Origin of the sequence: Edaphovirga cremea (assembly GCF_003332275.1) — a bacterium.
Taxonomy (GTDB): Bacteria; Pseudomonadota; Gammaproteobacteria; order Enterobacterales; family Enterobacteriaceae; genus Edaphovirga; species Edaphovirga cremea.
This window is the reverse complement of the sequence record NZ_QOVA01000012.1, coordinates 1-20,105: the sequence shown is the minus strand read 5'-3', so window position 1 is coordinate 20,105 and position 20,105 is coordinate 1. Positions and strand designations below refer to the sequence as shown.

19 protein-coding genes are annotated in these 20,105 nt (G+C 49.8%); 16 read left to right on the top strand and 3 right to left on the bottom strand.

The window, feature by feature from the left end; genetic code table 11:
- The first annotated feature begins 38 nt into the window (after positions 1 to 38).
- The 9 genes from DRI82_RS15855 to tatD all read left to right on the top strand — a co-directional run bounded on the left by DRI82_RS15855 (position 39) and on the right by tatD (position 8,274).
- Positions 39 to 821: a tyrosine-protein phosphatase gene (locus DRI82_RS15855; protein WP_114194886.1), complete on the top strand. Its 783-nt coding sequence runs from the start codon at positions 39 to 41 to the stop codon at positions 819 to 821.
- A 205-nt stretch (positions 822 to 1,026) separates the two neighbouring features.
- Positions 1,027 to 2,562: a DNA recombination protein RmuC gene (rmuC, locus tag DRI82_RS15850; RefSeq protein WP_114194885.1), complete on the top strand. Its 1,536-nt coding sequence runs from the start codon at positions 1,027 to 1,029 to the stop codon at positions 2,560 to 2,562.
- An 83-nt stretch (positions 2,563 to 2,645) separates the two neighbouring features.
- Positions 2,646 to 3,401 carry a bifunctional demethylmenaquinone methyltransferase/2-methoxy-6-polyprenyl-1,4-benzoquinol methylase UbiE gene (gene ubiE / locus DRI82_RS15845; protein ID WP_114194884.1) on the top strand — a complete coding sequence of 252 codons (756 nt, stop codon included), beginning with the start codon at positions 2,646 to 2,648 and terminating at the stop codon, positions 3,399 to 3,401.
- 13 nt (positions 3,402 to 3,414) lie between these two features.
- On the top strand, positions 3,415 to 4,020 hold the full coding sequence (gene ubiJ / locus DRI82_RS15840; protein WP_114194883.1) for a ubiquinone biosynthesis protein UbiJ: 606 nt from the start codon (positions 3,415 to 3,417) through the stop codon (positions 4,018 to 4,020).
- Positions 4,020 to 5,651, top strand: coding sequence for a ubiquinone biosynthesis regulatory protein kinase UbiB (gene ubiB, locus DRI82_RS15835; RefSeq protein ID WP_114194882.1), 1,632 nt, complete (start codon positions 4,020 to 4,022; stop codon positions 5,649 to 5,651). Before ubiJ ends, ubiB begins: the two co-directional genes overlap by 1 nt.
- 78 nt (positions 5,652 to 5,729) lie before the next feature.
- Positions 5,730 to 5,993: a Sec-independent protein translocase subunit TatA gene (tatA, locus tag DRI82_RS15830; protein WP_114194881.1), complete on the top strand. Its 264-nt coding sequence runs from the start codon at positions 5,730 to 5,732 to the stop codon at positions 5,991 to 5,993.
- Between the two features lie 3 nt (positions 5,994 to 5,996).
- A complete protein-coding gene (tatB, locus tag DRI82_RS15825; protein WP_114194880.1) occupies positions 5,997 to 6,647 on the top strand; it encodes a Sec-independent protein translocase protein TatB in 651 nt (216 codons plus the stop codon).
- 3 nt (positions 6,648 to 6,650) lie between these two features.
- Positions 6,651 to 7,433 carry a Sec-independent protein translocase subunit TatC gene (tatC, locus tag DRI82_RS15820; RefSeq protein WP_114194879.1) on the top strand — a complete coding sequence of 261 codons (783 nt, stop codon included), beginning with the start codon at positions 6,651 to 6,653 and terminating at the stop codon, positions 7,431 to 7,433.
- Positions 7,434 to 7,491: 58 nt separating this feature from the next.
- Entirely contained in the window at positions 7,492 to 8,274 is a 783-nt protein-coding gene (tatD, locus tag DRI82_RS15815) for a 3'-5' ssDNA/RNA exonuclease TatD (RefSeq protein ID WP_114194878.1), read from the top strand.
- Positions 8,275 to 8,403: 129 nt separating this feature from the next.
- Here the strand turns inward: tatD and rfaH are convergent, their stop codons facing one another.
- Positions 8,404 to 8,892 (bottom strand): transcription/translation regulatory transformer protein RfaH, encoded by a 489-nt coding sequence (gene rfaH / locus DRI82_RS15810; RefSeq protein ID WP_114194877.1) that lies wholly within the window; start codon positions 8,890 to 8,892, stop codon positions 8,404 to 8,406.
- A 253-nt stretch (positions 8,893 to 9,145) separates the two neighbouring features.
- Here rfaH and pepE point away from each other — a divergent pair, with 253 nt between their 5' ends.
- From pepE to fre, 3 genes are all read left to right on the top strand, one after another.
- Complete coding sequence (gene pepE / locus DRI82_RS15805; RefSeq protein WP_114194876.1) at positions 9,146 to 9,871, top strand: dipeptidase PepE; 726 nt, start codon at positions 9,146 to 9,148, stop codon at positions 9,869 to 9,871.
- A gap of 133 nt (positions 9,872 to 10,004) precedes the next feature.
- The gene (gene ubiD, locus DRI82_RS15800; protein WP_114194875.1) at positions 10,005 to 11,492 is read left to right on the top strand and encodes a 4-hydroxy-3-polyprenylbenzoate decarboxylase; all 1,488 of its coding nucleotides are present in this window, start codon (positions 10,005 to 10,007) and stop codon (positions 11,490 to 11,492) included.
- A gap of 52 nt (positions 11,493 to 11,544) precedes the next feature.
- Positions 11,545 to 12,246, top strand: coding sequence for an NAD(P)H-flavin reductase (gene fre, locus DRI82_RS15795; protein WP_114194874.1), 702 nt, complete (start codon positions 11,545 to 11,547; stop codon positions 12,244 to 12,246).
- 140 nt (positions 12,247 to 12,386) lie between these two features.
- Here the strand turns inward: fre and fadA are convergent, their stop codons facing one another.
- Together fadA and fadB are read right to left on the bottom strand one after the other, a co-directional pair.
- Positions 12,387 to 13,550, bottom strand: a complete 1,164-nt coding sequence (fadA, locus tag DRI82_RS15790; protein ID WP_114194873.1) for an acetyl-CoA C-acyltransferase FadA — start codon at positions 13,548 to 13,550, stop codon at positions 12,387 to 12,389.
- A gap of 10 nt (positions 13,551 to 13,560) precedes the next feature.
- On the bottom strand, positions 13,561 to 15,750 hold the full coding sequence (fadB, locus tag DRI82_RS15785; RefSeq protein WP_114194872.1) for a fatty acid oxidation complex subunit alpha FadB: 2,190 nt from the start codon (positions 15,748 to 15,750) through the stop codon (positions 13,561 to 13,563).
- Between the two features lie 187 nt (positions 15,751 to 15,937).
- On the opposite strand from fadB, the gene pepQ reads away from it, so the two are divergent.
- Genes pepQ through hemG form a run of 4 tightly spaced genes read left to right on the top strand, consistent with a single transcriptional unit; the run spans position 15,938 to position 19,926 of the window.
- Entirely contained in the window at positions 15,938 to 17,269 is a 1,332-nt protein-coding gene (gene pepQ / locus DRI82_RS15780; protein ID WP_114194871.1) for a Xaa-Pro dipeptidase, read from the top strand.
- A complete protein-coding gene (locus DRI82_RS15775) occupies positions 17,269 to 17,880 on the top strand; it encodes an IMPACT family protein (protein ID WP_114194870.1) in 612 nt (203 codons plus the stop codon). The genes pepQ and DRI82_RS15775 overlap by 1 nt, the downstream gene beginning before the upstream one ends.
- Positions 17,881 to 17,916: 36 nt before the next feature.
- On the top strand, positions 17,917 to 19,368 hold the full coding sequence (gene trkH, locus DRI82_RS15770; protein ID WP_114194869.1) for a Trk system potassium transporter TrkH: 1,452 nt from the start codon (positions 17,917 to 17,919) through the stop codon (positions 19,366 to 19,368).
- 24 nt (positions 19,369 to 19,392) lie between these two features.
- The gene (gene hemG, locus DRI82_RS15765; protein WP_114194868.1) at positions 19,393 to 19,926 is read left to right on the top strand and encodes a menaquinone-dependent protoporphyrinogen IX dehydrogenase; all 534 of its coding nucleotides are present in this window, start codon (positions 19,393 to 19,395) and stop codon (positions 19,924 to 19,926) included.
- Positions 19,927 to 20,105 lie beyond the last annotated feature (179 nt).

Genomic DNA, 20,105 nt, shown 5'->3' with positions numbered 1-20,105 from the left:
AAGGTCAGTACTCCAGCAATACAATAAAAAGAGGGTTTATGACTGCGACAATCTTGCTTCATCCTTCTCTGGCCCCTCTTGAAGGCGGCATCAACTTTCGCGATTTAGGCGGCAATTCTACTGCCGATGGCCGTCGTATCAAGCGCGGCTGGCTTTATCGTTCGGGTTCTCTGGACCAACTCACCGCACGTGACTGCCGTTTTCTTGGCAGTGTTCCGGTTGGCAATATTCTGGATTATCGCGATGCAGATGAAGTTGCTGCCAAACCCGATGTTGTCTGGGCGGGCGCGATTTATCACCATACCCCGGCCAATCCATTGAGTGATGAAGTGAACGCCAATCTGGCCAAGCTCACCCGTGAATCGCTATCCGGCTTTGATGCACGATCGTTTATGGAAGAGCTTTATCGTCGTTTACCCTTCAACAATGCCGCCTACACGCAGCTCGTTTCCCTGTTGAATAAGTCAAATGGCAGCGCGATTGTGCAGCATTGTGCAGTAGGAAAAGATCGCACCGGGATCGGCTCGGCACTGGTTCTGTTTGCGCTGGGAGCCGATAAAAATACCGTTTTGGAAGACTATTTGCTGACTGAAACGACGCTGGCACCTTTCCGTGAAAAAATGCTCGGGCAATTGTCCAGCGTGCTGGACGATCACGGGTTGAAGCAATTTACCTATGTTTTGTCTGCTCGCGAAGAGTTTATGGTTACAGCGCTCAATGCTATTGATGATTTGTATGGTTCTACAAATCACTGGCTGGCGCACGAGTATGGTCTGGATGAATCGACTCGTGAGGTGCTGCGCGAACGTTATCTCGAATAATCATTCTTGCAGGCATCTATTTACCAATGATCTTGGGTATTTGGTATCCAATGGATGAGCCGTTGGAATTGAGCGTTTGCAGCAACGCTTGCCCGGTTTTGCGTACTTCACCGCAAGATGCCCCACGGACACACAAAACCCTCTGGACATATATACAGTATTTCCTTACCTTTGCTCACAGCAGGCACTCTAAGAGGGGAAAGCCGTGGACATCAGCATAATTTATGGTCTCGGCGGTGGGTTGATCGGCCTATTGTTGGGCGGGTTATTCGTCAGTATACGCCAGCAGCAACATCAAGCCCGGCATGAGACGGAACTGCGTTTACTTGAGCAGGCTTTGTCACAGGCGCAAAAAGAGATCGACAGTCAACTTGCACAGCAACAGCGGGTGCAGCAGCAATTCAGGGACGCTGAGCTGGAGATCCGTGGTTTGCATAGTCAAGTGGCTGCCAGCAGTGAGAAGTTGCTGCAACTCGCCCATTGGCGCAGTGAATGTGATCAACTTAATCAGGAACTTCGCGCCCAGCGTGAAGTGAACAGTGCACAAGAAGCCGAATTGCGTGAAGTGACCATTCGTCTGGAAGAAACCCGGCTGGCAGCAGAAGAGAAACAACGCTTATTGATCAACAGCGAGCAGCGTTTGACGACGCAGTTTGAAAACCTGGCTAACCGGATTTTCGACCAGAGCGGGCGTAAGGCCGATGAGCAAAACAAGCTGAGCCTTGACCGCCTGTTGCTGCCGTTACGTGAACAACTTGATGGTTTTCGTCGTCAGGTGCAGGACAGTTTCGGTCAGGAGTCGCGGGAACGGCATACGCTGGCGCATGAGATCCGCAACTTGCAGCAGTTGAACGCGCAGATGGCCAAAGAGGCGATCAATCTAACCAAAGCACTGAAAGGTGACAATAAAACCCAGGGCAATTGGGGAGAAGTGGTGCTGACCCGGGTACTTGAAGCCTCTGGTTTGCGTGAAGGTTATGAGTATGAGACGCAGGTCAGCGTAAAAATTGATAGCAATAGCCGCATGCAGCCTGACGTGATCGTGCGATTACCGCAGGAAAAAGACGTCGTCATTGATGCGAAAATGTCTCTGGTGGCGTATGAGCGCTATTTTAATGGTGATGACGATATCGAGCGTGAAGCGGCGTTGGGTGAGCACATTGCGTCGTTGCGTGGGCATATCCGCATGCTCGGCAGAAAAGATTACCAGCAACTGCCGGGGCTGCGTAGCCTGGATTATGTCCTGATGTTCATTCCGGTCGAACCCGCTTTTCTTTTGGCAATCGATCGCGAACCTGAATTGATCAGCGAAGCATTAAAACACAACATCATGCTGGTCAGCCCGACAACTCTTTTGGTCGCGCTGCGCACCATTAACAATTTATGGCGTTATGAACATCAGAGCCAGAATGCCCAACGCATTGCCGATCGTGCTGCCCGATTGTACGACAAAATGCGCCTGTTCGTGGATGATATGGAAGGTATGGGGCAAAGCCTTGATAAAGCGCAGGCAAGTTATCGCCTTGCGATGAACAAACTCTCGCAAGGCCGTGGTAATCTTATAGGACAGGTCGAAGGCTTTCGGGCGATGGGCGTGGAGATAAAACGTCCAATCAGCCCCTCGCTGAGCGCTGTTGCAACGGCGGATCACTCGCCTGAAGATGATACGGCTTTACCTGAAGAAGTGGATGAGCCGGAAACAGAGACGTTCCCCGTGGGAAAATTTTCCGCCAATGAGTAGCGGTTCGCATCGTCAGATGGGGCTTTAACTGGGGTTCTGATACACTATTTCCATAAGAATGACTGAAAAGCAGGCACAAGAAGATGGCAGATCCGGATCAGGATACGACACACTTTGGCTTTCGCACCGTAGCCAAAGATGAAAAAGCAGAGATGGTCGCAGAGGTTTTTCATTCGGTTGCGGCGAAATACGATTTGATGAACGACCTGATGTCGTTTGGCATTCACCGTATCTGGAAGCGTTTTACCATAGATTGCAGCGGCGTACGCCGCGGTCAGAAAGTATTGGATCTGGCGGGTGGTACTGGCGATCTCACTGAGAAATTTTCCCGCCTGGTTGGTGATACGGGTGAAGTGGTTCTTGCAGACATCAATGACTCCATGCTGAAAATGGGGCGAGAGAAACTGCGCAATAAAGGTATTGTCGGTAACGTAAACTACGTGCAAGCCAATGCAGAGGCGTTGCCTTTCCCTGATAACTATTTCGATTGCATCACAATCTCTTTCGGGCTGAGAAATGTCACTGAGAAAGAGAAAGCGCTGCGCTCCATGTTCCGTGTTTTAAAACCGGGTGGCCGCTTGTTGGTCCTGGAGTTTTCCAAACCGATATTTGCACCGTTGAATAAAGCCTACGATGCTTACTCCTTCCATTTGTTACCAAAAATTGGTGAGTTTATCGCGAAGGATGCAGGCAGTTACCGTTATTTGGCGGAGTCCATTCGTATGCATCCCGATCAGGAAACACTTAAAGGTATGATGTCAGATGCAGGTTTCGATAACGTGACCTATTTCAACCTGACTGGCGGCATCGTTGCGCTGCATCGTGGTTATAAGTTCTGATATGGAAAACGTTATGCTGTTGACCCCGCTGCTTACTGCTACGTTGGAAGCCTCACTCAATCGACTTCTCTATCGCGATCGCAGCATGAAATCCGCGCGTTCCCGACTCTCAGGCAAAGTACTGAAGATAACTTTGAAAGAGCTGGGCACCCCCATCACGCTGGTATTCGGTGAACAGCAGGTTGATGTCGTGGGGCAGTGGGATGGCGAGGCAAATTGTACCGTTATGACCCGATTGTCCGTATTGGTAAAGCTCCGAGACCGTCAACAGCTCTCTCCATTGATGCGCAGCGGTGATTTGCTGGTTGAAGGGGATATCCAGGTCATTCAGCAGTTGACGACGTTACTTGATATGGCCGAGTGGGATCCCGCCGAACTGTTGGCCCCGTATGTGGGCGATATTGTCGCTCATGGGGTTAGCCAGGCATTCTTCAAAGGAGCCGGGTTTATTAAATCCACGTTTACCCGTCAGCAGCGTTATCTCGGCGAAACATTGACAGAAGAGTGGAGAGTTGCTCCTGGTTCACTGGAATTCGCCTATTTCCAGGATGAAGTCGATGCGCTATCGCAACAGGTTGATGCCCTTGATGCGCGATTGAATAAAATGGAGACGAAGTAATGACGCCAGGTGAACTACGTCGCCTCTATCTGATAGTCCGTGTTTTCCTAAGTTATGGTCTTGATGAACTCATTCCAAAAATGCGTTTGACTCTGCCATTGCGGTTGGGGCGTCATCTGTTTTTCTGGATACCAAATCGGCATAAAGATCAACCACTTGGTGAGCGTATACGTCTGGCTCTTCAAGAGTTGGGGCCGGTGTGGATCAAATTTGGTCAAATGATGTCAACGCGCCGAGATCTTTTCCCGCCGATGGTGGCCGATCAGCTTTCCATGCTACAGGATCGCGTTGCACCTTTTGATGGTGCGCTGGCGCGCAAACACATTGAGTTGGCAATGGGCGGCCCGCTGGAAAGGTGGTTTGAGGATTTCGATCAGAATGCACTGGCTTCAGCGTCTATTGCCCAGGTCCATACGGCGCGCCTGAAAGATACGGGTAAAGAAGTCGTTATCAAAGTGATCCGTCCAGATATTCGCCCTATCATCAAGGCTGATATGCGGTTGATGTATCGTTTGGCGGGATGGTTACCGAAGTTATTGCCGGATGGCCGTCGGTTACGTCCGCGTGAAGTGGTACGCGATTATGAAAAGACTCTGCTTGATGAACTGAACCTGTTGCGCGAAGCTGCGAATGCCATTCAGTTGCGGCGGAACTTTGAAGATAGTCCGATGCTGTATATTCCTGAAATATACTCAGATTACTGCTATGAAAGCGTATTGGTGATGGAACGGATTTACGGTGTTCCCGTTTCTGATATTGCCGCGTTGGAACAGCAGGGCACCAATCTGAAACTGCTGGCAGAACGCGGTGTGCAGGTCTTTTTCACCCAGGTCTTCCGTGACAGTTTTTTCCATGCCGATATGCACCCAGGGAACATTTTCGTGAGCTATGATCACCCTGAGGATCCTTGTTATATAGGTATCGATTGCGGCATTGTGGGATCATTGAATAAGGACGATAAACGCTATCTGGCAGAAAATTTTATCGCCTTTTTCAACCGGGACTATCGTAAGGTTGCCGAACTGCACGTTGATTCAGGCTGGGTCCCGCGTGATACCAATGTTGAAGAGTTCGAATTCGCCATTCGCACCGTCTGTGAGCCTATCTTTGAAAAGCCGCTGGCGGAAATCTCTTTTGGGAACGTCTTGCTGAATCTGTTCAATACTGCCCGGCGCTTCAATATGGAAGTGCAACCGCAGTTGGTATTGCTGCAAAAAACGTTACTGTATATAGAAGGGCTGGGACGCCAGCTTTACCCACAACTTGATCTCTGGACAACGGCTAAACCCTTCCTTGAAAAGTGGATGCATGAACAGGTCGGTTTCCCTTCTGTTATCAGAGCCTTGAAAGAAAAGGCCCCGTTCTGGGCGGAGAAACTGCCTGAGTTACCCGAACTGGTGTATGAGAGTTTGCAGCAGCATAAGCTTTTGCAGGAGAACGTCAGTAAAATGACCGCCCAGTTACAGCATCAGCAAATTCGTCAGGGTCAGTCACGTTATTTGCTTGGAATTGGTGCAGTACTGTTGCTGAGTGGTACTATTTTAATGGTAGGGAATGTAGAAAACTTCCCTGCGTGGTTAATTTCAGCGGGTATTGTGACTTGGATTATAGGTTGGAAGCGTACTGGCTGAATAAAATCGGGACACCATATCAAGGTGCCGTATAATACGGGCAACTTTTAAGTAATTCCTGTTAATGAGGTGAACAAAATGGGTGGCATCAGCATTTGGCAATTACTGATCATCGCGGTGATCGTTGTATTGCTGTTCGGTACGAAGAAATTGAGTTCGCTGGGATCTGATTTGGGTGCGTCCATCAAGGGCTTTAAAAAAGCCATGGGTGATGACAACCAATCGACCAATTCTGGCGATAAAACACAGAATGACGCTGATTTTACAGCAAAATCAATTGCTGATAAACAGACTGAAGTGAAGGTTGAAGAGTCTAAGAGTAAAGACAAAGAGCAGGTGTAATCCGTGTTCGATATTGGATTTGGTGAACTTGTACTCGTCATGGTGATCGGTCTGGTCGTGCTTGGTCCAGAACGATTGCCCGTGGCGGTCAGAACTGTTGCTGGGTGGATCCGGGCACTTCGTTCCCTTGCCGCAACCGTACAGACAGAACTTTCGCAAGAGTTGAAATTGCAGGAACTGCAGGACAGTCTTAAGAAAGCGGAAGAGGCCGGGCTGAAAAATCTAACGCCTGAACTGAAAGCGTCGATGGATGAGTTGAGAGAAGCGGCTGAATCAATGAAGCGCTCTTACAAGGGCGAGGTAAGCAGCATCGAGGCTGCCGGACAAGAAAACAGTCCGCAAACCATCCACAACCCGGCCCCGATAGAAGCAGAAGCGCTCCATGACGGTGTGACACCAGGAGATGCTGCGCATGCTGCGCATGTTGCGACTGCATCTGCCAAAGCACCTCCGGCTCAGGTCAATCCTGCTGCGGTGATCAATACGTCAGATGCATCTGTTGCGCCAGTGGAACCGATAAATGCGAGGGAAACGCGGGCTGCTTCTGCACCAGTAACCAAACCAGAAACCCCGGAAATGCCGGGTACGGCCGCTGAAGACATACCCGCTACTGTGAAGCCGACTTCTTCTCATCAACCCTCAGGCGATCGTTAAAGCATGGCTGTTGAAGATACACAACCGCTTATCAGCCATCTGATTGAGCTGCGTAAACGGTTATTGAACTCCATAATTTGTGTGCTGGCAGTATTTTTGGCGTTGGTCTATTTCGCTAATGATATTTATCATCTGGTCTCGGCGCCGTTGATCAACCAGTTGCCTGTTGGCGCAAGCATGATTGCAACGGATGTAGCTTCTCCGTTTTTTACGCCGATCAAATTGACGATGATGGTGTCGGTATTCGTCTCTGCACCCATGATTCTGTATCAGGTATGGGCATTTATTGCGCCAGCCTTATATAAGCATGAACGCAGGTTGATGATGCCATTGCTGGTCTCCAGTACTTTGTTGTTCTATCTGGGCATGGCTTTCGCCTATTTTATTGTTTTCCCGCTGGCATTTGGCTTCTTTGCCAAGACGGCACCGGAAGGCGTACTCATCGCTACAGACATCAATAACTATCTCGATTTTGTGATGGCTTTGTTTATGGCCTTTGGGATTTCGTTTGAAGTGCCTATCGCCATCGTTCTGCTTTGCTGGAGCGGCGTAACGACCCCGGAAGATCTGAAGAAAAAGCGTCCTTATGTGTTAGTCGGTGCCTTCGTTGTTGGTATGCTTCTGACTCCACCGGATGTTTTCTCGCAAACTCTGCTGGCTATACCTATGTATCTGCTGTTTGAAGTTGGCGTATTTTTTGCCCGTTTCTATGTGGGTAAGGGTCGCAAGAGGCCGGCGGAAGAAGACGAAGGTGAGGAAGAGGATCATCATCCGAATACGCCATAACCACAGTTTCTTGCCTTTTCAGCCGCCCTTTATGGGCGGCTTCTGTTTGGGATGACCTATGTTTGATATCGGTGTTAATTTAACCAGTACGCAATTTGCCCAGGATCGGCATGATGTTGTGACCAGAGCAAAATCGGCAGGTGTCACAGGAATGTTGCTCACAGGCACCAGCATTCAGGAAAGCTTTTTCGCCTCAAAGCTCGCAAGGCAATATCCAGATTTCTGCTGGTCCACTGCGGGAGTCCATCCTCATGGGGCAGACAAATGGGATGCTGATACGGAAATGCAGGTTCGCCAATTGGCTGAATTGTCCGTTGTTGTCGCGATAGGGGAGTGTGGTCTCGACTTTAACCGTAATTTTTCCACTGTCGAGAATCAGGAAAAGGCGTTCAGTGCTCAGTTGGCGATAGCGGCAGAACTGCAATTGCCGGTTTTTCTCCATTGCCGGGATGCCCATCAACGTTTTGTTGAGCTGCTCGCACCGTGGATGTCGCAATTACCCGCAGCGGTAGTGCACTGTTTTACCGGCAATCGCCAGGAACTGGAGGATTGTCTGGCGCTGGGCGCGTCAATTGGCGTGACGGGTTGGGTATGTGACGAACGGCGTGGCATGGAGTTGCGTGAATTACTGCCCTATATCCCTGCGGAACGGCTGTTGCTTGAAACCGACGCGCCTTATTTGTTACCACGGGATATAAAGCCAAAACCAGCGTCCCGCCGTAACGAGCCCCGTTTCTTGCCGCACATCGTCAGGCAAGTAGCGGCATGGCGGCAGGAAGATCCATTTTGGCTAGGGCAGACAACGGAGGCCAATGCGCGTCGCGTTTTCGGCCTGATTTAAGTTCAGGAAGATTACCAGGAAGCGTGAAGCTGAAAGGCTGGGTTAGCAAAACTCGTCTACTGAGAGCACTCTGGCGGAATGTTGAGTAGACGGATTTTTGCTGATATTGGCGAGATCAGGTTTACGAAATTAAAGTTTCTGGAACTGCTTATTGTCCAGACTTTGAGTAACCTGCTTATTAATTAGGTTGAGCAATAGCATCGAACGGGCTTCACCATCAGGTTCGGTATAGATAGCCTGCAACCCTTCAAAAACCCCCTCTGTTATCAACACGGTATCGCCAGGATGTGGAGTTTCCGGATCGGTAATGTTGTGTACCGGATGGTTCATCAATTCATTAATCACGGCTATATTAATGGTCGCTGGCTGCTTGCCAAATCTGACGAAATGACTCACACCGCGAGTGGCACTGATCGTGGTGGTATGAATGATTTCCGGATCAAATTCTATGAACATATAGTTAGGAAACAGAGGTTCATTGACCGGGGTACGTCGACCCCTCACCACTTTTTCAAGGGTGATCATCGGACTCAGACAATTTACTTCTTGTCGTTCAAGATGATCTTTCGCGCGCAGGAGTTGACCGCGTTTACAATATAATAAATACCAAGATTCCATAGTGTCACATGCCTTTCTGTCTTGCTGATAAGCATAGCAAAAGCCATCACGGATAAATAGCAAAGGTAATGTATTGAGTTATATAACACTAAGTTATGCGAGACGAGATATTCAGTCGCTTTCTGCTGCGTTCTATATCAGACTCTTAGGTAGTTAGCGCAATCTGTGAGAGATCGGGTCTTTCTGCGAGCGGACTTGTTATACAGTCATCAACAGACAAAGAGCCTTAACGTTTATCTTCGGAGTAGATCGTATGGAACTGTTTTTACTGAGTAATGGCAAAATTTCTGGTGATTCGGCATTACTGAGTTACGCCAAGGATGCTTTACAGGAGATGATTGCCAGACGCCAAATCACCTCAGCTGTTCTCGTCCCTTATGCCATCATTCGTGGCAACTATGATGAACGGGCCAAGGAGCTTGAGCAATCGCTGGGGATCAAAGTCAGCAGTCTCCATCATGCAGGGAATCCCGCTGAAGCGATAGGTCACGCGCAATGTATCCTCGTCAGTGGGGGCAATACCTGGATGTTGAATCAGATGCTGCATGAGCAAGGGTTAATCGTTCCCATCAAACGCGTGGTTCGTGAGCGCAATATTCCTTACGTTGGTTGGAGCGCCGGATGTAACGTTGCGACTCCAAGCATTCGTACTACTAATGATATGCCTATTCGTAACAGTGTGGTCTTGCCCTCATTGGGTCTCTTCCCCGTCCAGATTAATCCACATTATATTGATGCACAGTTGAGCGGTCATATGGGTGAAACCCGTGATGAACGTATTGCCGAGTTTTGTGCCATTAACCCATCGGAATCGGTAATTGCTATCAGAGAAGGCAGTTATCTGCATGTTTGTGATGGTCAACTGAGTTATTTCAGTGCGAAAGGCGAAGGGTTTAAAATCTTCCGCCATGCACGGGCAACGCAGGAATGTCAGGATACCAAGGCATTGGCTGGGCTGGTTCCTTTCGAATGCCTGTAGTTTTTGCCTCACTTAACGTCAGTTGAGTGGATTCACTGCCTTTTAACAAAAATGCAGCATCAACCCGATAGAGGGCTTATAATGCCCTCTACACTGACAGCAATAAAATCAGTATCAAATACTGTGGATCAGCATGAAATACCGTGACTTACGCGACTTCCTCTCGCTGCTGGAAAAGAGAGGTGAACTTAAACGTATCAGCCAGCCAATCGATCCCTATCTGGAAATGACAGAAATTGCCGATCGTACATTGCGTGCGAATGGCCCAGCCCTGTTATTTGAAAACCCCAAGGGCTACAACATGCCCGTTCTGTGCAATCTGTTTGGTACGGCCAAACGGGTCGCCATGGGAATGGGTCAGGAGGATGTCAGTGCGTTGCGCGACGTCGGTAAATTGCTGGCCTTCTTGAAAGAACCTGAACCGCCGAAAGGTTTTCGCGATCTCTTCGATAAAATGCCCAAGTTCAAGCAAGTACTGAATATGCCGACCAAGTGTTTAAGCACGGCACCTTGTCAGGAACAGGTTTGGCAGGGTGATGACGTTGATCTTGGCCGCATTCCGGTGATGCATTGCTGGCCTGAAGATGTCGCGCCGCTGGTTTCGTGGGGATTGACCGTGACCCGGGGACCTCATAAAGAGCGGCAGAATTTGGGTATTTATCGCCAGCAGGTTCTGGGTCGAAACAAGTTGATCATGCGCTGGCTCTCTCACCGTGGTGGTGCCCTCGACTTCCAGGAGTGGTGCCAGACACATCCGGGGGAACGTTTTCCCGTGGCCGTCGCGCTCGGAGCAGATCCCGCAACAATTCTTGCGGCGGTAACGCCAGTGCCGGATACGCTTTCGGAATACGCGTTTGCCGGCTTGCTTCGTGGCAACAAGACAGAAGTCGTGAAATGTATTTCCAACGATCTGGAAGTTCCCGCCAGTGCGGAGATTGTTCTCGAAGGCTATATAGAACCGGGAGAAATGGCACCCGAAGGGCCTTACGGCGATCACACCGGTTATTACAATGAAGTAGATAGTTTCCCGGTATTTACTATTACGCATATTACCCAGCGTAAGGATGCTATTTATCATTCAACCTATACAGGGCGCCCGCCGGATGAGCCGGCAGTAATGGGCGTGGCGTTGAATGAAGTTTTTGTTCCGATCCTGCAAAAGCAGTTTCCAGAGATCACCGATTTTTATCTTCCGCCGGAAGGTTGTTCCTATCGAATGGCTGTTGTTACCATCAAAAAACAATATGCCGGGCATGCAAAACGCGTGATGATGGGCGTTTGGTCGTTTTTACGCCAGTTTATGTACACCAAGTTTGTTATTGTATGCGACGATGATATAAACGCTCGGGATTGGAACGATGTGATCTGGGCGATTACTACGCGTATGGATCCATCACGTGACACGGTATTAGTTGAGAATACGCCAATAGATTATCTGGATTTTGCCTCGCCGGTTTCCGGGTTGGGGTCAAAAATGGGGCTGGATGCCACAAACAAATGGCCAGGTGAGACACAACGTGAGTGGGGTCATCCTATTGAGAAGGATCCTGCTGTTACGACCCGCATTGATGCCATTTGGGACGAACTCGCCATATTCAGTGATAGAGACACCGGGCGATAATCGACCTGACTCTATTCTCAGTTTTGCATTGATGACCCGATAGAGGGAAGGCATGACGACATTGAGCTGTAAAGTGACCTCTGTAGAGGCCATAACTGATACCGTTTACCGGGTTAGACTGGTGCCTGAAGCCGCGTTCACTTTTCGCGCTGGCCAATATTTGATGGTGGTAATGGACGAGCGGGACAAGCGCCCGTTCTCTATGGCATCCACCCCAGCCCAAAAAGATTTTATTGAATTACATATTGGTGCGTCCGAAATCAATCTCTATGCGATGGCTGTGATGGATCGCATCCTGAAAGAAAAATCGATTACCGTGGATATTCCTCATGGTGATGCCTGGTTGCGTGAAGATAGCCAGCGCCCACTGGTTTTGATCGCTGGCGGGACAGGATTCTCTTATGTCCGCTCTATTTTGATTACTGCGCTGGAACAGCAACCGGATCGCGAAATCTCCATTTACTGGGGCGGACGTGAGTTGATGCACTTGTATGATTTGGGTGAGCTGGAATCCTTGAGTGTTCAGTATCCACAGTTGAAAGTGATTCCAGTCGTCGAGCAGCCGGAAAAGGATTGGTCAGGAAGAACCGGGACTGTGCTGAGTGCTGTGCTGCAGGACTTTGGTTCTTTGGCAAAACACGACATCTATATCGCCGGACGTTTCGAAATGGCGAAGATTGCTCGTGAGCGTTTCTGTGCAGAGCGTGGTGCAATTGAAAATCGCATGTTTGGTGATGCCTTTTCATTTATCTGATCGGCGTTTATCTGGTCGACATTGCGCTGAAGTGGTATTTGCCAGTGATGATCGCTTCCGGCGACGTCACTGGCAAAAGAACGATAAAAAAACCCGCCCCTGACAGGCGGGAAGAACAACAACTAAAAGTGTGAATTGTTTTATACCCGCTCGAATACCGTCGCAATTCCCTGACCTAAGCCGATGCACATCGTCGCCACACCGAACTGAATGTCATTGCGCTTCATAAGATTGAGCAGCGTGGTTGAAATTCGCGATCCTGAGCATCCGAGAGGATGACCCAAGGCGATGGCGCCGCCATTGAGATTTACCCGCTCTTCCATGGTTTCCAGCAGACCGAGATCTTTGATGCACGGGAGGGATTGTGCGGCAAAAGCTTCGTTCAATTCGAACAGACCGATGTCCTGCACACTCAGACCTGCGCGTTTTAATGCCAACCGTGTAGCCGGAACCGGGCCATAGCCCATAATGGAAGGATCACACCCGACGACAGCCATCGAGCGGATCCTGGCGCGGGCTTTCAGGCCCAGCGATTTTGCCCTTGATTCACTCATGATGAGCATGGCTGACGCACCGTCAGAAAGCGCGGAAGAAGTCCCCGCTGTTACCGTACCATTCACTGGATCAAAGGCAGGTTTTAACGCCGCCAACGCTGCCACTGTGGTTTCGGGCCGGATAACTTCATCAACGGCATAACTGACCAGCGTGCCGTCAGCATCATGACCCGTTGTTGCGACAATCTCATTGGCAAATCGGCCTTCAACTGTCGCTGCATACGCGCGTTGATGGGAGCGGGCTGCAAACTCATCCTGCATTTCACGGCTGATATGGTGAATTTTTGCCAGCATCTCTGCGGTCAATCCCATCATGCCAGCGGCTTTGGCGACCGTTTTGCTTAAACCTGGGTGGAAGTCCACACCATGGCTCATTGGCACGTGCCCCATATGTTCCACACCACCAATCAGGCTGACATGTGCATCGCCAACCATGATCGATCTTGCGGCATCATGCAGAGCCTGCATTGAAGAACCGCACAGACGGTTAACGGTTACAGCCGGAACGCTGTGGGGAATTTCTGCCAAAAGTGCGGCGTTGCGTGCAATGTTGAAGCCTTGCTCCAGCGTCTGTTGCACGCAGCCCCAGTAGATGTCATCAATCTCTTTGGCATCCAATGCGCTGTTCCTGCTCAGTACTGCACGCATTAAGTGGGCAGATAAATCCTCAGCGCGAACCTGGCGAAATGCGCCGCCTTTTGAGCGTCCCATCGGTGTGCGGACGGCATCAACAATCACTACATTTTCCATCTTTTCCACCTTAAGCCTGGTTACCGGTATTGAAATCTGACAGCGGGGCAGCCGCCGGGTAATAGCGTTCGTTCTTTTCTGCCTTGGCCCGTAAACCGTCGGGTACTTCATACATTGCACCCAGGTGGCTGTAGCGATCGGCCAATTCCAGATATTTTGCACTGCCCATCGTATCGAGATAACGGAACACGCCGCCGTGGAAAGGAGGAAAACCAATACCGTAAACCAGCGCCATATCCGCTTCAGCCGGACTGGCGATGATGTGCTCTTCCAGACAACGCACGACTTCATTGATCATCGGGATCATCATGCGAGCAATGATCTCTTCGGCATCAAAGGATTGCTCTTGCTGGCGAGTCGGAGCCAGCAACGCGTCTACCTGCGCGTCATTTTCTTTGCGCGGTTTGCCTTTGCTATCCTCAGTGTAACGATAGAATCCCAGCTTATTCTTTTGGCCATAACGCTCGCTGTCGAACATGGCATCTACGGCGTCACGGAAATCTTTAGCCATACGCTGCGGGAATCCTGTTGCCATGACTGCTTGCGCATGATGTGCAGTATCAATTCCAACCACATCCAGTAAATAGGCTGGGCCCATAGGCCAACCGAACTGTTTTTCCATGACTTTATCGATCTGGCGGAAATCAGCACCATCGCGCATTAGCAGGCTGAACCCCGCAAAATATGGAAATAGCACCCGGTTAACAAAGAAACCGGGACAGTCATTCACCACGATCGGTGTTTTGCCCATGCTTATTGCATAAGCAACGACGGTCGCGATGGTTTTGTCTGATGTTTTCTCTCCACGGATCACTTCGACCAGCGGCATCCGATGCACTGGGTTAAAGAAGTGCATGCCACAGAAGTTTTCAGGTCTTTTCAGCGCTGCGGCTAACTGGTTGATAGGTATGGTGGAAGTGTTCGAAGCAAGCACCGTCTCTTCGTTGAGTAATGCCTCGGTTTCGGCCAGAACTGCCGCCTTGATTTTTGGATTCTCGACCACGGCTTCGACAACGATCTGCGCGCGCTCAATACCTGAGTAGTTTAGCGTAGGCTGAATGGTAGATAGCACCTGGGCCATCTTCAGACCACTCAATTTGCCTCGTTCAAGTTGCTTGTTCAGCAGCTTCGCGGCTTCATTCATGCCCAGTTCAAGAGATTTCTCACTGATGTCTTTCATCAGTACCGGTACGCCTTTACTGGCTGATTGGTAAGCAATACCACCCCCCATTATGCCAGCACCCAAAACAGCCGCTTGCTTGGGTGCAGTGACTTCTTTGGCCAGTTTTTTCGCTTTACCTTTCACATACTGGTCGTTCAGGAATATCCCTACCAGAGCGCGGGCTTCATTTGAGCCAGCCAACGGAACAAAACTGTTTGTTTCCAGTTTAAGGGCATCGGCACGGCCCAACTTTGCGGCGGCTTCGATGGTTTTAACTGCGGTAAGTGGGGCGGGATAGTGTTTTCCTGCTGTTTGCAGAACCATGCCTTTGGCAATGGTAAAACTCATGGCGGCTTCAATCGCACTGAGTTTCAGTGGATCCAGCTTCGGTTGGCGATAGGCACGCCAGTCGAGTTTCCCGGCAATGGCCTGATGCAGCATACTGAGTGCGCCATCAACCAATTTATCCGGATTCACGACCGCATCAACCAGACCCACTTTCAGAGCCTCTTTGGCTCCGACATCTTTACCTGCTGCAATAATCTCCAGCGCACTGTCGGCACCCAGCAATCGGGGTAAACGCACCGAGCCACCAAATCCTGGCATGATCCCCAGCTTGGTTTCTGGCAAGCCAATACGTGCATCCGGTGTGGCGATGCGGAAATCGGTAGCAAGAATGCATTCGCAACCACCGCCCAATGCATAACCATTGATTGCGGAAATTGTCGGAACCGGCAAATCTTCCAGACGATTAAAAATGTCGTTGGCAAAGGTTAGCCATTGGTGCAGTTTTTCTGCAGGTGCATCAAATAGCGAGAGAAATTCAGTAATGTCTGCGCCTACGATAAAGGCCGCTTTGCTGGAGCGCAACAATACACCCTTCAGCCCTGAGAGTTTCTCGAGTACGTCTATTGCTTTGCCCAGGCTGGCAACAGTATGGGTATCAAGTTTGTTAACCGAGCCGGGTGCATCAAAAACCAGCTCGGCGATACCGTCTTCGAGCCAGTCTACATGTAGGGTTTCGCCTTGGTAGAGCATGTCTATCTCCTGAATCAGCGCAATGGATCTGGTATGACCAGATGTTCAAGAGTGTGGTTTTTATGTTAATAATTTGCAAACAAGATATTGCATTTTTGCTGTGATGATCACAATCCGCACTGCTCTACGGCAAATGCTTTGCTGTGATAAGATGAAAAGATCGAACTGAAGGTGAAAGGACACTGTGATGGAATCGTTGGCTACCCTCTATAAAGAACATATATCAACGCTGCAACAACGCACCCGTGAGGTATTGGAACGGCATCAGTTGGATGCTTTGCTGATTCACTCGGGCGAGTTGCTGACCGTCTTCCTTGACGATCATGATTATCCGTTCAAAGTGAATCCCCAATTCAAGGCTTGGGTTCCGGTGACGCAGGTGCCTAATTGCTGGTTGTTAGTTGATGGAGTGAACAAACCCAAGCTGTGGTTCTATTCTCCCGTTGATTACTGGCACAGTGTCGAGTCTTTACCCGACAGTTTCTGGACACCCGAAGTTGATATCATTGCCCTGAAAAGTGCTGATGATATTGCACAATTGCTACCTGCCGAACGCAATAACGTCGCCTACATTGGTTATGCCCAGTCGCGGGCTCATGAGATGGGTTTCAGCGCAGGGAACATTAATCCCGCCGCCGTCCTTGATTTCCTGCATTACTACCGTGCATATAAAACAGACTATGAATTGGCCTGTATGCGGGAGGCCCAGAAAACGGCGGTAAGCGGACATCGTGCTGCGCATGAAGCTTTCCTTTCTGGCATGAGTGAGTTTGATATCAATAATGCTTATCTCACTGCGACTGGCCACCGTGATTTTGATGTTCCGTACGGTAATATTGTTGCCCTGAATGAACATGCCTCCGTTCTCCACTACACCAAACTGGATCATCAGGTTCCTGCCGAAGTGCGTAGCTTCCTCATTGATGCTGGCGCGGAATACAATGGCTATGCTGCCGATCTTACCCGTACCTATTCTGCACAGGGCGATAACGATTTTGCCGCGTTGCTGAAAGATCTGAATGACGAAGAGCTGGCGCTTATTGATACGATCGAAGCCGGGGTTCGCTATACGGATTATCACATCCAAATGCACCAGCGCATTGCCAAGTTACTCAAGTCACATAAGCTGGTGGTCGATATCAGTACCGATGCGATGGTTGAGCAAGGGTTGACCTGCCCGTTCCTGCCTCATGGGCTTGGGCATCCCCTGGGCTTACAGGTTCATGATGTTGCTGGTTTTATGCAGGATGACAAAGGTACTCATCTCGCTGCGCCATCTATGTATCCGTATCTGCGTTGCACGCGGATTCTTCAGCCGGGCATGGTATTGACCATTGAGCCTGGCATCTATTTTATTGAGTCACTGTTGGCACCATGGCGTGAGGGGCAACACAGTAAGCATTTTGATTGGCAGCGACTGGATGCATTGAAAGCCTTTGGTGGAATACGTATCGAGGACAATATTGTGATTCATGAGAGTCGTGTCGAGAATATGACCCGCGATCTTAATCTGGCCTGATGCAACCGTATCTGGTTCCCGCTGAGGCGATAAGCATCAGCGAAGAGATCAAAAAAAGCCGCTTCATTACTCTGTTGGCACATACCGATGGCATTGAGGCGGCAAAAGCTTATATTCAGCACGTCAGGAATGAACATCCTGTCGTGAGACATCATTGCTGGGCATTTGTTGCTGGTGCACCCGATGACTCACAGCAATTGGGTTTTTCTGATGATGGTGAACCCTCAGGAACCGCAGGAAAGCCTATACTGGCGCAATTGCAGGGGAGTGGCGTGGGGGAAATCACGGCGGTCGTTGTGCGTTACTATGGTGGAATCAAACTAGGGACCGGCGGGTTGGTCAGGGCGTATGGCAGCGGTGTGCAACAGGCTCTGAAACGACTTATTACCAAACAAAAAGTACCGCAGGCAGAATATTCGCTGCAGTGTGATTATGCACAGCTCGCGTTGGTCGAAGGGCTGTTACAGCAGGTGGGAGGCCAGTTATTGCACGGGGATTATGGTGTCAGAGTGGATCTGAAACTGACGCTGCCCGCGATGCAAGCCGAAGATATTGCGGCACGTTTGCACGATCTCAGTCGGGGTACGTTGCATTTACTGCCCATTTCGTAATAATCCCTCCATTAAATAGCTAAGGAATATGCCGGAATGCATTTTCGCGCCATAACCCGTATTGTCGGTCTGTTAGTCATCCTGTTTTCCGGGACGATGTTTATTCCTGGTCTCGTGGCATTGATCTATCGTGATGGCGCAGGGCGTGCCTTTTTCCAAACCTTCTTCGTGGCGTTGATCATCGGGCTTTTCCTGTGGCTTCCCAACCGGAAGCAAAAACACGAGCTTAAGCCACGCGAAGGATTTTTGATCGTTGTTTTATTCTGGACCGTGCTGGGAAGTGTGGGGGCGTTACCTTTCCTTTTTACCGAACGACCGAATTTGTCGGTGACCGATGCATTCTTTGAGTCCTTTTCCGGCCTCACAACCACGGGGGCAACCACGCTGGTTGGATTGGACTCTCTTCCCAAAGCGATCCTTTTCTACCGCCAGATGCTGCAGTGGTTTGGCGGTATGGGGATCATTGTGCTCGCCGTGGCGATACTGCCGATTCTGGGAGTTGGGGGAATGCAGCTCTACCGGGCAGAAATGCCGGGTCCGCTGAAAGATAATAAAATGCGACCAAGAATCGCTGAAACGGCCAAAACGTTGTGGTTGATATATGTCCTGCTGACGATTGCCTGCGCGCTTTCGCTATGGGGGGCAGGAATGTCGGCCTTTGACGCGATTGCACATAGTTTCTCAACGATCTCAATCGGTGGATTTTCAACGCATGACGCGAGTATCGGCTATTTTCACAACTCGACGATTAATACCATCATCGCGGTTTTCCTTCTAATTTCCGGTTGTAACTTTGGTTTGCACTTCGCCGTTCTTAGCGGGCGAAGTCTCAAAGTGTACTGGCGTGATCCTGAATTCAGGATGTTCATTTCTGTGCAATTGACGCTGGTAATCATCTGCACCTTCGTGCTCTGGCGGCATGATGTATACAGTTCTACATTGACCACGCTTAATCAGGCCTTCTTCCAGGTTATCTCAATGGCCACAACGGCGGGATATACCACGGACAGTATTGCCAAGTGGCCACTGTTCTTGCCAATACTCTTGCTTTGCGCTGCTTTTATTGGTGGCTGTGCAGGATCGACAGGCGGCGGGCTGAAAGTTATTCGAATATTATTGCTCTATCTCCAGGGGTCGCGTGAATTGAAGCGCCTGGTGCACCCTAATGCGGTCTATACCATTAAACTGGGAAGCCGCGCGATTCCTGAGCGTATTCTTGAAGCTGTCTGGGGATTTTTCTCCGCCTATGCACTGGTCTTTATCATTAGCATGCTCGCCATTATTGCAACAGGTGTCGATGATTTCTCTGCTTTTGCCGCAGTTACGGCCACGCTGAATAATCTGGGGCCGGGGCTGGGTGTTGTTGCCGATAACTTTGCGTCCATGAATGCGACTGCGAAATGGATTCTCGTTGTAACGATGCTCTTCGGGCGTCTCGAAGTGTTCACATTACTTGTGTTGTTTACGCCGACGTTCTGGCGTGAGTGATCCTGCTGACAAGGAAAGCCTACTATGAAGGTTCTGATTCTATATTCCACGACTGATGGGCAGACGCGTAATATCGCTTCTTATATTGCCAGTATTTTGCAGGTGACAGATGTGTGTGATGTGATTGATTTGCGACATGCGCAACATCTGGACTTGCAGCGTTATCAGAAGGTCGTGGTGGGTGCCTCAATACGCTATGGGCATTTCAATCCACTCCTGGAAAAGTTCATCAAACAAAACCTGGAGATCCTCAATCAGATGCCTTCAGCTTTCTACGCCGTTAACCTGACGGCGAGAAAACCTGAGAAACGTACGGTGCAAACCAATCCCTATGTCAGGAAATTCCTCATCAAAACGCCTTGGAAGCCTGCGCTGAGCACGGTTTTTGCTGGAGCGCTTCGTTATCCGCGTTATCGCTGGATGGACAGACTTATGATTCAATTCATTATGCGTTTAACCGGCGGCGAGACTGATACGAGTAAAGATGTGGAATACACCGATTGGGATGATGTGACGCGTTTTGCTGAAGATATTGCCAAGATGCCGTATGAAAAATAGCTAAAATGGTGATCTAACCGTCGTTTCGATGAAAAAAGACTCGCTTGAAAAATTTTTTGAAATTAGGGGTTGCAGGCTGACGAGAACTCCCTATAATGCGCCTCCACTGACCGGGAACAACGACTCCTCCAACGAGACCAAGTCGCCCAGCCAGGAAGGGATAAGCCAGTGAAAACACT